General features: G+C 72.5%; 10 protein-coding genes. 3 read left to right on the forward strand and 7 right to left on the reverse strand.

The window, feature by feature from the left end; translation table 11 throughout:
* Nucleotides 1–3: 3 nt before the first annotated feature.
* Both OG413_RS32680 and OG413_RS32685 read left to right on the forward strand, forming a co-directional pair.
* Entirely contained in the window at nt 4–2,418 is a 2,415-nt protein-coding gene (locus tag OG413_RS32680) for a polysaccharide lyase 8 family protein (RefSeq protein WP_266811881.1), read from the forward strand.
* 25 nt (nt 2,419–2,443) lie between these two features.
* A complete protein-coding gene (locus OG413_RS32685) occupies nt 2,444–4,387 on the forward strand; it encodes a DUF2264 domain-containing protein (RefSeq protein ID WP_266811883.1) in 1,944 nt (647 codons plus the stop codon).
* Nucleotides 4,388–4,502: 115 nt separating this feature from the next.
* Here the strand turns inward: OG413_RS32685 and OG413_RS32690 are convergent, their stop codons facing one another.
* The 7 genes from OG413_RS32690 to OG413_RS32720 form a co-directional block, all read right to left on the reverse strand.
* On the reverse strand, nt 4,503–5,084 hold the full coding sequence (locus OG413_RS32690) for a GAF domain-containing protein (RefSeq protein ID WP_266811885.1): 582 nt from the start codon (nt 5,082–5,084) through the stop codon (nt 4,503–4,505).
* Nucleotides 5,081–5,704 carry an ATP/GTP-binding protein gene (locus OG413_RS32695; protein WP_266811887.1) on the reverse strand — a complete coding sequence of 208 codons (624 nt, stop codon included), beginning with the start codon at nt 5,702–5,704 and terminating at the stop codon, nt 5,081–5,083. The genes OG413_RS32690 and OG413_RS32695 overlap by 4 nt, the downstream gene beginning before the upstream one ends.
* Entirely contained in the window at nt 5,682–6,053 is a 372-nt protein-coding gene (locus OG413_RS32700) for a DUF742 domain-containing protein (RefSeq protein WP_266811889.1), read from the reverse strand. Before OG413_RS32700 ends, OG413_RS32695 begins: the two co-directional genes overlap by 23 nt.
* 2 nt (nt 6,054–6,055) lie before the next feature.
* Nucleotides 6,056–6,490 (reverse strand): roadblock/LC7 domain-containing protein, encoded by a 435-nt coding sequence (locus tag OG413_RS32705; protein ID WP_266811891.1) that lies wholly within the window; start codon nt 6,488–6,490, stop codon nt 6,056–6,058.
* Between the two features lie 7 nt (nt 6,491–6,497).
* Nucleotides 6,498–8,564, reverse strand: a complete 2,067-nt coding sequence (locus tag OG413_RS32710) for an ATP-binding protein (RefSeq protein WP_266811893.1) — start codon at nt 8,562–8,564, stop codon at nt 6,498–6,500.
* A gap of 430 nt (nt 8,565–8,994) precedes the next feature.
* On the reverse strand, nt 8,995–10,257 hold the full coding sequence (locus OG413_RS32715; RefSeq protein ID WP_266811894.1) for an MBL fold metallo-hydrolase: 1,263 nt from the start codon (nt 10,255–10,257) through the stop codon (nt 8,995–8,997).
* A gap of 125 nt (nt 10,258–10,382) precedes the next feature.
* A complete protein-coding gene (locus OG413_RS32720; RefSeq protein ID WP_266811895.1) occupies nt 10,383–10,823 on the reverse strand; it encodes a PPOX class F420-dependent oxidoreductase in 441 nt (146 codons plus the stop codon).
* A gap of 159 nt (nt 10,824–10,982) precedes the next feature.
* On the opposite strand from OG413_RS32720, the gene OG413_RS32725 reads away from it, so the two are divergent.
* Nucleotides 10,983–11,189, forward strand: coding sequence for a hypothetical protein (locus tag OG413_RS32725; RefSeq protein WP_266811896.1), 207 nt, complete (start codon nt 10,983–10,985; stop codon nt 11,187–11,189).
* Nucleotides 11,190–11,298 lie beyond the last annotated feature (109 nt).

An 11,298-nucleotide genomic window follows, 5' to 3' on the forward strand; every position in this document is an offset into this window, starting at 1 on the left:
AGCATGGATCTGAGCAGAAGGACCCTTCTCGCCGTCACCGGCGCCACGGCCGCCACCGCGCTCGTCGCGACGGCGGGACCCGCCGCCACCGGGCGCTCCGGCGGCGCGGCAGCGGAGCCGGCCGACTTCGGCACCCTCCTCCAACGGGCCGAAACCTTCCTCACCGGCGGCGCGTTCGATCCGTCCGACGCCGATTTCGCCGCCGCGGTCACCGCGCTGGACATCACGGCGCGCGGCCTCTGGGACACCCTCGACCGCGCCGCCGGCCGTACCGCGCTGTGGCCGGACCTCGCCCCGGTCACCGACGCGGGCAACTTCGGCCAGAGCTACACCCGGCTGCGCACCCTCGCCACCGCCTGGGCCACCCCCGGCACCTCACTCGCAGCCGACGCGGAAGTGGCCGACGCCCTCGTCGCCGCGCTCCGCTTCGCCCACGACACCGCCTACAACCCCGCCAAGCCGGAGAAGGGCAACTGGTGGTTCTGGGAGATCGGTGCGCCGCGCGCCCTGATGGACTGCTGCGTGCTGCTGCGCGAGAGGCTGCCCGCCGCCGATCTGGCGGCCCATCTCGCGGTCGTCGACCGGTTCTGCCCGGACGCGGACCGGCGTACCAACCTCCCCACACTCGCCGAGACCGGCGCCAACCGCACCGACAAGGCCGTGATCGTCGCCCTGCGGGGACTGCTGGGGCAGGACGCGGGCAAGCTGGTCTCGGCCCGGGACGCCCTGTCCGACGTACGCGACGGAGGCCGCAACAGCCTTTTCCGATACGCCGCTTCGGGTGACGGGTTCTACGAGGACGGTTCGTTCGTCCAGCACGACGTGGTCGCGTACACCGGTTCGTACGGCACCGTGCTGCTGAGCGGCTCGGCCTATCTGCTCGCGCTGCTGGCCGGTTCGCCGTGGGCCGTCGCCGATCCGTCGGTCTCGGTGATGTACGAGGCGGTCGAGCGGTCCTTCACTCCGGTGATCTTCGACGGGCTGATGATGGACGCGGTGCGCGGCCGGGCCGTGTCCCGGGAGCGCGCCGGTGACCACCGGGACGGGGCTTCGGCCGTGGCGGCGATCCTGCTGCTGGCCACCGGCGCGCCCGAGGCGTACGCCGACCGCTGGCGCTCCGTCGCCAAGGGCTGGCTGACCCGCAACCGCACCGCGCCCTTCGCCTCCTTCGCGTCACTCCCTCAACTCGCCCTGGCCAAAGCGGTTCTGAGTGACCGTGATGTGCCGTCCGGGCCACGCACCACCGGCTCGTTCGTCTTCGCCGACATGGACCGGGTGGTCCACCGGCGGCCGGACTGGGCGTACACCCTGTCGCTGTCCTCGAAGCGGATCTCGGCCTACGAGGCGGGCAACGGCGAGAACCTGCACGGCTGGTACACCGGCGACGGCATGAGCTATCTCTACGACGCCGATGACCTGGGGCAGTTCAACGACGGCTTCTGGCCCACCGTCGATCCGTACCGGCTGCCCGGCACCACCGTCGACACCCGGCCGCGTACCGATCTCGGCACCGGCGCGGGCACCTCCATCTACCGGCCCGCCAACGCCGTCGCGGGCGGCGCGGTCCTGCACGCCCGGTACAGCGCCGCGGCCATGGAGGTCGTCGGCGCCCCGGGCACGACGCTGCGGGCGAAGAAGTCGTGGTTCCTGCTCGACAACGCGGTGATCGCGCTCGGCGCGGGCATCACCTCGCGCGACGGGCAGCCGGTCGAGACGGTCGTCGAGAACCGCAACCTCGGTACGGACGGCCGTCATCGGCTGGTCGTGGACGGCGTCCGGCAACCCCTCGCACAGGGCCGGTCCAAGGAGTTCGGCCGGGCCCGCTGGGCGCACATCGAGGGCGTGGGCGGCTATGTGCTGCCCGACGGCGCCGCGCTGCACACCCTGCGCGAGGAACGCACCGGCACCTGGCGCGCTCTCAACACGGGCGCGGACACCGGTGGCTCGACCACGCCGGTCACCCGTCGCTATCTCACGCTGTGGGTCGATCACGGGGTCTCCCCCACCGACGCGGGGTACGCCCATGTCCTGCTGCCCGGGGCATCGGCGGCCGCGACGGCCGTCTGGTCGCACTCCCGGCCGGTGCGGATCCTCGCCAACGACGCCACCGCGCAAGCGGTGGAGGTGCGCCGGCAGGGGCTGACGGCGGTGAACTTCTGGGCCGCGGGCACCGCGGGCGGCATCACCTCGTCCGGTCCGGCGTCGGTCCTGGTGCAACGCCGCGGCTCCCGCGTCTCGGTCGCCGTCGCGGACCCTGGCCGTACCCTCACCGGCCTCACCATCGAACTGCCGCACCACGTGCGTACGGTGGCGAGCGCCGATGACTCCGTGAGCGTGGTGCCGGGCCGCCGTCCGGTCCTGACCGTGGCGGTCGGTGGCTCCCGCGGCCATACCCACCGCGCCGAACTCGTCCAGTAACCCCCACCCGAGGAGCAGCACCACCATGTCCGTCGCCCCGCATCTGCGTCTGCCGCCGCCCGACCGGCTGCTGTCCTCCCGCACCGGCTGGACCCGGGCCCACTGGGAGGTGACGGCCGACCGGATGCTGGACGCGCTGGTGCCGTACGCGACACCCGGCTTCGCCCAGTACCGGCTGCCCGGCCGGTCCAGCTGGTCGGGTGTCGTGTCGGACGGTCTGGAGGGGTTCGCCCGCTCGTTCCTGCTCGCCGCGTGCCGTATCGCGGGCGCGGGCGGGGCGGTCGACCCGGCACTGATCGACCGGTACGCGGCGGGACTCGCCGCGGGCACCGACCGCGGGAGCGGCGAGTCCTGGCCGGAACTGACGGACTGCTCGCAGCAGATGGTGGAGGCGGCCTCGATCGCGGTCGCGCTGCACGAGACCCGGCCGTGGATCTGGGACCGGCTGGACGCCCGGGTGCAGGAGCGGGTCGTGGACTGGTTCTCCGGGTTCGTCGGCGGGCGCACCTGGGACAACAACTGGCGGCTGTTCCAGGTGGTGTCCGAGCAGTTCCTCGCCTCGGTGGGCGCGCCGTACAGCCGCTCCGACATCGAGTCCAACCTCGACAGGATCGAGGACTGGTACGTCGGCGACGGCTGGTACACCGATGGGGACGGCCGGAATTTCGACTACTACATCGGCTGGGCGATGCATCTGTACCCACTGCTGTGGTCGCGGATCGCGGGCCCGGACGACGGGGGCCGGACCGCGGTTCACCGGGAGCGGCTCAGCCGCTTCCTGGAGGACTATCCGCACTTCTTCGGTGCCGACGGCGCACCGGTGCACCAGGGGCGTTCGCTGACGTACCGGTTCGCCGCTCTCGCGCCGGTGTGGATGGGCGCGCTGGCGGACTGCACCCCGCTGGCGCCGGGCCTGACGCGCCGGCTCGCCTCCGGCACGATGCGGCATTTCGTCGAGCGCGGGGTGCCGGACGAGCGGGGGCTGCTGACGCTGGGCTGGTACGACACGTTCCTGCCGGTCACCCAGCCGTATTCGGGGCCCGCGTCCCCGTACTGGGCGAGCAAGGGGTTCCTCGGGCTGCTGCTCCCGGCGGACCACGCGGTGTGGACGGCGCGGGAACTGCCGCTGCCGATCGAGGAGTCCGACCAGTACACCGCGCTGCCCGCGCCCGGCTGGCTGCTGCACGGCACGCGGCACGACGGCATCGTCCGGCTGATCAACCACGGCAGCGACCACAATCCGCCGTACGACCCCGCCGGTGATCCGGCCGATGGCGAGGAGGACCCGCACTACGCGAAGCTCGCCTACTCGACGGCGACGGCACCGGAGTCGGCCCCGCACGCGATGGCCCGGGGAATCGACAACCACCTGGCGCTGCTCGCCCCGGACGGCACGCCCAGCCCCCGCGGCCGCGTCCACCCGCTGCACTGCGAGGGCCGCACGGCGGCTTCCTGGTACGCGGCCCGGCTGCCTGGCGACGAGCGGACGTACCGGATCGGGACGACGAGTGTGCTGCACGGCCCGTGGGAGATCCGCGTGCACCGGATCGACGCGCCCGAGGGGGCGGCGGTGCGGGAGGGAGGTCACGCGGTGGCGCACGCACAGGCTCCGGTCGCGACGTCCGGACCCGGCTGGGCCATGGCCCGTACGGCCGACGGGCTGAGCAGTGCGGTGGTCGCGCTGTACGGCTGGGGGGATGCGCCGGGCGCCGACGGGGCCGGCGGGGTCACGGCGGAGGTGGCCCGGGATGTGCAGTCCAACGCGTTCGGGCCGCATTCCGCGGTCCCGTATCTGCGCCGGGACAGTCGTCCGGGCGGCCTGGGCGTCCAGGTGTCCCTGGTCGCGCTGTCCCGCGACACGCTGCATCCGCAGGCTCTGCGGGATTCGGTCGCGGTGCGGGTGACCGGCGGTGGGGCGTCGGTGGTGCTGACCTTCCTGGACGGCTCGACGGTCGAGGTGGCGGGCTGATCGGCGGCGCGCCCCTTGTCGGCGTCGAGGTGGCGGGAGCGTCAACGGCGCGTCGAGGTACGGGGAACGTCAGCGGCGTCGGGACCGTCAGCCGCGCTTCGAGGTGCGGGGAACGTCAGCGGCGCGGGGCCTCCCTGCGGTCGATCTGGCCGATGAGTTCCTGGGCCAGCGACTTGATGGTGGCGAGCCCGGGGCGCCCCCAGGGACGTGGCACGGTGTCGACGGCGCAGACGGTGCCCAGGGCGACGCCCGTGCGGTCGATGAGCGGTGCCCCGAGGTAGGAGCGGATGCCTATTTCGTCGACGACCGGGTTTCCGGCGAAGCGCGGATAGTCGCAGACGTCCTCCAGGACGAGGGCCTTGCGCCGCACGAGGACGTGCGGGCAGTAGCCATGGTCGCGGGCCATGTAGCGGCCGCTGCGGTGACAGCCCGCCGCGGCCGCGCCGAGGTCGGCGCCGCTCCGGTTGCCCGCGGGGGTGTGCAGTCCCGCGAAGAACTGCCGGTTCTCGTCGATGAAGTTGACCATCGAGTAGGGGGTGGAGGTCACTTCGGCGACCCTGTCGGCGAAGGCGTCGAAGCTGTCGAACGAGGTGTCGGCCCGTTCGCCGAGGCCGAGTGTGCGCAGCCGTTCCGCGCGGACGTGGCCGTCCCGGTCGACGGGCGTCAGCAGCAGTCGGCCGGTGGCGTAGTGCGTCATGGATGGGCTCCGAAACTCTGGAGCGGAGCCGGGGCGGAGGTGGCGTTGATCAGGTGCTGGACGAGGGTGACCAGCGCGCCCGTGCCCGAGCTGGCGATCCGGGCGTCGCACAGGACGACCGGCACTTCGGGTCCGAGGTCGAGCGCGGCCCGGACCTCGTCGGGTTCGTAGCGGTAGGCCCCGTCGAACTCGTTGACGGCGACGATGAATCCGATGCCGCGCCGCTCGAAGAAGTCGACCGCGGCGAAGCATTCCGCCAGGCGGCGGGTGTCCGCCAGTACGACGGCCCCCAGCGCGCCTTTGGACAGTTCGTCCCACATGAACCAGAACCGTTCCTGGCCGGGGGTGCCGAACAGATAGAGCACATGCTGATCGGAGAGGGTGATCCGGCCGAAGTCCATCGCCACGGTGGTGGATGTCTTCGACTCGACGCCGTCGAGGTTGTCGGTCGCCATGCTGACCTGGGTCAGCAGTTCCTCCGTGCTCAGCGGGGCGATTTCGCTGACCGCGCCGACGAACGTCGTCTTGCCGACGCCGAATCCTCCGGCGACCAGGACTTTGAGGGCGACGGGGAAGAACACGGAGGTTCCGGTGCTGTCAGAGCTGTCGTCGTAGACCATCGAGCACTGCCTCCAGCAGGTGTCGGTCGGTGGGCATGTCATGGAAAGCGGGGGCGTGGGCGGTGACGGCGCCGCAGTCGACCAGGTCGGAGAGAAGGACCTTGGTGACGACCGCGGGCAGCCGGAGGTGTGCGGCGATCTCGGCGACGGACATCGGGCCGTCGCACAGGCCCAGGGCCACGGTGTGTTCGGGGCCGAGATGCGACTGCGGCTCGCTCCCGGTGGCCATGATCAGGGAGAGCAGATCGAGCATGGTGGACGGCCGGGTGCGGCCGTTGATCACGGTGTACGGGCGGATGAGCCGGCCGGCCGCGTCGTCGAGCAGGGGCCCGTCCTGCGGGGCCGGCATCCTCACAGCCCCGGAGTGAACGGCGCCCCGGCCGACTGCCGCAGCGGGGTCACCAGATAGGGCCGGACGCTCTTGACCAGCATGGCCATCTCGTAGCCGAGCACCGCGGCGTCCGCCTCGCGTCCGGCCAGGACGGCCAGGCAGGTGCCCGATCCGGCGGTGGAGACGAACAGCAGCGTGGAGTCCAGCTCGACGACCACCTGTCGCACGTCTCCGTTGTCGCCGAAGCGGGCCCCGGCGCTCCGGCCCAGTGAGTACAGCCCGGCGGCCAGGGCCGCCATGTGGTCGGCGCTGTCGGAGTCCATGCCGTGGACGGACTTCACCAGCCCGTCGGCGGAGAGCAGGACCGCGCTGCGCGTGTAGGGCACGCGTTGGACCAGCCCGCTCAGCAGCCAGTCCAGGTCCGAGACCTGACCGGACGGCATTTCGCTCGCCATGGTGCATCTACTCCTTGAAAGTGGTGTCGTCACGGGGTTCCGGGACGGACGGACCCGGTACGGATCGGTCGGGGGCGGCCGGGTCGGGTGCGGGAGGCCCCGGTTCGGGGCTGAAGCGACCCGGTTCGGTGAGGTAGGGCTCGGACGCCTGCCATACGGGCTGTTCCGGCACGGGCTCCGGGACATGCTGTTCCGGGACGTGACGTTCCTGTACGAACTGTTCCGGTACGTGCTGTCCCTGGACGAACTGCTCAGGCACGTGACGTTCCTGGACGAACTGCTCAGGCACGTGCTGTTCCTGGACGTACCGCTCAGGCACGTGCTGTTCCGGTACGGCCGGTGCGGTGAGACCTCGGACGGGCAGCGGGGCCAACGACTCCGGCGGAGCGTCCAGCGCGCCCGGCACCGCCGATCCGAATCCGGCGCTCTCGTCGTACGGGGCCGCGGTGGCCGCCTCCTCGGAGGTCTGCGCCTCGGCGAGGCCGACCCCCCGCCGGAAGGCCGCCATCAGTCCCGGGTCGTGCACGGCGTACTCGTCCTCGACACGCGGGACGGGTGCCTCCCTCAGCTGCGGGACCAGGTGTTCCTGGTTGGCCCGCCGGGGAAGCTCGGGACGGGACGGGGCGGGCGCCTGCCGGTCGACGCGTTCGGCGCGCAGCGGCAGCGGTGGCGCCTGCTCCTCGCGCCGTGTCTGCTGCGGCGGCCGGTGCGGGTGGCCCGGCGTCGGCCCGGAGGGGTAGGACGGTGGCTGCGGCGTCCGTCCCCCGTCCTCGGCGGGTGGGCGGTGAACCGCCCCCGGTGGGGGGACGGGGGCGGCGTCGGCGGGTGCCGGGCCGTCGCCGTCGATGCCGAGCAGGGCCTGCGGCAGGACGAGTACCGCCTGCGTCCCCCCGTAGATGTTGCTCTGGAGGCGGACCGCGATGCCGTGGCGGCGGGCGAGCGCCGAGACGACGAAGAGGCCGATCCTGCCGTCCTGGAGCAGATGGCCGACGTTGACCTGGTCGGGGTCGGACAGCAGCGCGTTCATGCGCTTCTGTTCGTGCCCCGGCATCCCGAGCCCGCGGTCCTCGACCTCCAGCGCGAGCCCGGCCGTGACGTGCTGGGCGCGCAGCAGTACTTGGGTGTGCGGGGCGGAGAACACCGTGGCGTTCTCCACGAGTTCGGCCAGCAGGTGGATCACGTCGGCCACGGCGTGCCCGCGCAGGGTGCCGTCGAGCGGCGGCACCAGCTTCACCCGGGGGTACTGCTCGACCTCGGCGATCGCCGATCGCAGCACCTCGGTGATGGTGACCGGGTTGCTCCACTGCCGACGGGAGACCGCCCCGCCGAGCACGGCCAGGTTCTCCGCGTGGCGGCGGATCCGGGTGGCCAGATGATCGACGTGGAAGAGGCCCTTGAGCAGGTCGGGGTCCTCGACCTCGTGCTCAAGCTCGTCGAGGATCTGGATCTCGCGGTGGACGAGTGACTGCAGTCGCCGGGCGAGGTTGACGAAGACCTCGACCTTCTGTTCGTTGCCCGCGTTGCTGAAGAGCTGGGACGCCTGGACGACGGCGGACACGGCCGCCTCCTGGGCCCGGCCCAGTTCCTGGCCGAGCAGGTCGAAGGCGTCGTCGGCGGGAGCGGCGGGGGGCTGGGGCGGTCGGGCGGGCACCGGATCGCCGTTGCGGAGCTGTTCCACCACCCGTTGCAGTGCGGCCTGCCCCTGGGCGCTGGCGCGGCGGAGCTCCAGCACCCGGTCGAGCACGCCGGAGGCCACCCGGTGGGCCCCCAGGTAGGCGGCCGCGACGGACGCGACGGCCAGCGCCGCGGATCCGCCGAGCGCGGCCCAGAGGCTGCCGGACGGACTGACCGCGCTGGCGCGGACGGTGAAGATGACGGCGGCGGCGCCGCTCAGCAGGGCGGCGACCGTCGGCAGCAGAGCGGTCCGCAGCAGTTGGGGGCGTATACGGACCTCGGGTGGCGGCTGCGCAGCGCGCGGCCTGCTCGTGGCCGAGTGGGAGCGTGCCCCGGGGCGGCCGTGCCGCCCGCCCTCTCGGCGTTCCGGTCGCGCGTCGGGTGCGCGAAGTTGAGACATCAGCGTCCTCGGTACATGGGGCACCAGGAATCGGCGTTCATGCGGTGGCACCTACGGTGGTCGGTCAGGCTCGGCGATCGGTCGGGCGGGCTCGCGGGATGGGAGCCCACTGTTGATCACCGGGCACACACGGTAGTCGTCAATCACGTATGTGCGACGGGCAGTTGTCGAACTTGCCCGCCATCCGTCCCGCTCTGGTATGACCTCTCGTACGAGCGACCGATTACGCCACATTGACACCCGCCGCCCGGCACACCACGGGGGCGCGGGCGCGATCCCCGGCAGCCCGCCCTCATCCGGGGCAGCGCCCACGGGCGTACCGGGCGCCCCTCACGCCGTACCCCAGGGCCGAACGGCCACTGGGGTGCCGCCGGGCCTCACGACCTGAGCCGTGACGCCCGGCGGCACCCCAGTGCCCGCTCTTCGCCCGTTACGCCGTCGGAGCGACCTCGGCATGCCCGGAATCCGCTTCGGCCACGGAGGCGGCCCCCTCCGCCTGCCCTCCCGCCGTGCCGGACGCGAGGCCGGGAACGCCCTCCGTCATCCGCGCCGCCCCGGCGGGCCGGTACTCGATCGGCTGCGGTGCCACCGCACGCCACCACGGCTCGGCGGGAACGCGTTGCCCGCCCGGCTCGAAGGGCTCGCCCGGACGAGGCAGCGCCAACGGCTGGCCCGCGTCGTCGGCCGCGGCGAGCGTCCCCTCGCCGGGCTCGGCCCACGGGTGCGGGGCGAGGTTGAAGGTGGCCCAGTGGATCGGCAGCATGACCCCGTGCGGGCGCCCGCCCTGGAGGTCCAGATGGGCCCGCATGCCCTCGGCGGGCGTCATGTGGATGTCGGGCCAGTACTCGCTGTACGCGCCGATCTGGATCATCGTCGCGTCGAACGGGCCGTGCTCCGCGCCGATGTCCTTGAAGCCCGGGAAGTAGCCGGTGTCCCCGCTGTGGTAGATCCGGTGCTCGGGCCCCGCGACGGCCCAGGACGCCCAGAGCGTGTGCTGCTGATTGCGCAGACCGCGCCCGCAGAAGTGGCGTGCCGGGGTGGCGGTCAGACTGATCCCGGCGACCTTCGCGGTCTCGTTCCAGTCGAGCTCGTGCATCCGGTCGGCGGACACCCCCCAGCGCTCCAGGTGGGCGCCGACGCCGAGCGGGACGGCGAAGACCGTGTCCGTGCCCGCCAGGGCCCGGATCGTGGGCAGGTCGAGATGGTCGTAGTGGTCGTGGGAGATCACGACCACGTCGACCGGTCCGAGCGCCGCCAGCGGCAGCGGCACCGGGTGCAGCCGCTTCGGCCCCGCGAAGGCGAACGGGGAGCAGCGCTCGCCCCAGACGGGGTCGAACAGGACCCGGCGCCCGTCGATCTCGGCGAGGACGCTGGAGTGCCCCATCCAGGTCAGCCGCAGTCCCGTGGCGGGCGGTGCGGCCAGATCGGCGAGGGTGGTGGCGTGGACCGGCACGGTGCCGGTCGGCGCCCGGTGGGCCCGCTGCTGCTTGTGGAAGTAGATCTTCGCGAATTCCAGCGTGGACCCGGACGGCCTCGTCCGCGCCCCCACCGGGTTCTGGAACACTCCGTCGGCGAAATTCGGCGAGCGGCGGATGCGCTCCATCCGGGCTCCGGCCGGATCGGCACCGAAGGCGTCGGTGCGCAGGGAACGCAGTCTGGTACGGAGCGGAAGCAGATAATCGGCGCCGGTCACAACATCTCCTGAGGGAGTCGGTGTCGTCTCATTATGGTCGGGCAGTACGACAGGGCGAGAGCGGAGCGGTGAACGGAGCAGTGCGGCCCGCGGTACGGCGCGCACGGTGAGCGGCCGGTGATCCCTCAGGCACGCGGCTGCCCGTACACGTGCTCGACGTGCAGGGTCAGCAGGACCCGGCCGTCCCTGACCATCGCCTGCCGGTAGTCGTCCCAGTCCGGGTGCTCACCCGCGACGTCGCGGTACAGCGTGATCAGCGCCTCCACCGTGGCGTCGTGCGGATCGGCGGCGGGCGGGGTCAGCTCGGCGGTGCCGTCCGCGACCGTCCAGGCCCAGCGGTCTGCGCTGGTGACGTGGTAGCTCGCCCGCGGGTCGCGGCGCAGGTTCCGGGTCTTGGCCCGGCTCTCGGTGATCGAGACCCGGATCAGGTGCTCGTCGGGGTAGTAGGCGTGATTGACGTTGGACAGCTGGGGCCTTCCGTCCCGCTTGAGCGTCACGAGCACTCCGCCGTCGTGCTCGCCGATGAGTCGCAGCAGCGCTTCCTGCGCGGGTTCGAATTCCGTCATGCCGACTCCAACGTCCACACGCGCCCCAGGATTCCGCTCCGTTCGCGCCCCGATGTCACATCCGCGGGGCCGCCGTACGTCGCATCGGTGACGTGTCCGAGGCCGGCGCCCCGGGGCCTGCGCCCCAAGCCGCGCCGCATCTCGTACCAGGAGACCGCCGTGACCGCCCGTATTTCGCTCGACCCGCCGCGCAGCGTCCTCTACCGTGCCGTGTCCTGGTACTCCAACCGTACGTACGGCAAGGTCATCGACCCCGTACGGGCCGCCGCCCATCACACCGGGGTGCTGTGGGCGGGCCTGCGCTTCGAGCTGTCCGCGGGCCGCTGGAGAACGTGCGCTCGCGCACCGATGCCGCGCCCGGCCTGACCGGCCGGGGCTTCGAGGACCGCTGCGACGTCCCGTCCCCTGCCGGGGACCGAACCGTCGACCAGCGGTGAGCGCGGTCACCCGTTTATCGCTTTGACAGGGGCGCCAC

Origin of the sequence: Streptomyces sp. NBC_01433 (assembly GCF_026340105.1) — a bacterium.
GTDB lineage: Bacteria > Actinomycetota > Actinomycetes > Streptomycetales > Streptomycetaceae > Streptomyces.